This window comes from Aquabacterium sp. A08 (genome assembly GCF_011742065.1).
In genome coordinates, this window is the sequence record NZ_JAAQQT010000118.1 from 1 (window position 1) to 555 (window position 555).

At 69.5% G+C, this 555-nt stretch carries 1 protein-coding gene; it reads right to left on the reverse strand.

The features are described from left to right. On the reverse strand, positions 1-555 hold a 555-nt coding region (locus tag HA630_RS00670), incomplete at both ends, for an OmpA family protein (RefSeq protein WP_166832051.1).

Genomic DNA, 555 nt, shown 5'->3' on the forward strand with positions numbered 1-555 from the left:
CAGTTCCACCACGGTCACGTCCACCCGGCGGTTTTTGGCCCGGCCTTCGCGGGTGTCGTTGCTGGCGACCGGCTCGCTTTCGCCCTTGCCTTCGGTGCGCACGCGGTCGGCCGGCACGCCCTGGCTCACCAGGTAGGCCTTGACCGCGTCGGCACGGGCCAGCGACAGGCGCTGGTTGTAAGCGTCGGGGCCCAGGCTGTCGGTGTGGCCCACGGCGATCACCACGTCCAGGTTGACCGACTTGATCTTGGCGACCAATTCGCCCAGGTTCTTCTTGCCTTCGGCTTTGAGCACCGACTTGTCAAAGTCGAACAGGGCGTCGGACGAAAAGGTGACCTTGCTCGGAGCCGGTGCCGCGGGGGCTGGCGCCGGGGCCGCCGGGCGGCTGCGCACCGGGGCGTCGGCCACGGCCTTGGCCTTGTCGATATTCAGGATGGCCGGGGTCTCGAACGGGCACAGTTCCTCGGGCGGCAGCAGGCCGCGGTCTTGGCCCACGTCTTCCAGGCTGGGCTGGTCGGCACGGGCCACGCCCAGCGACGACACCAGCCGGCCCAT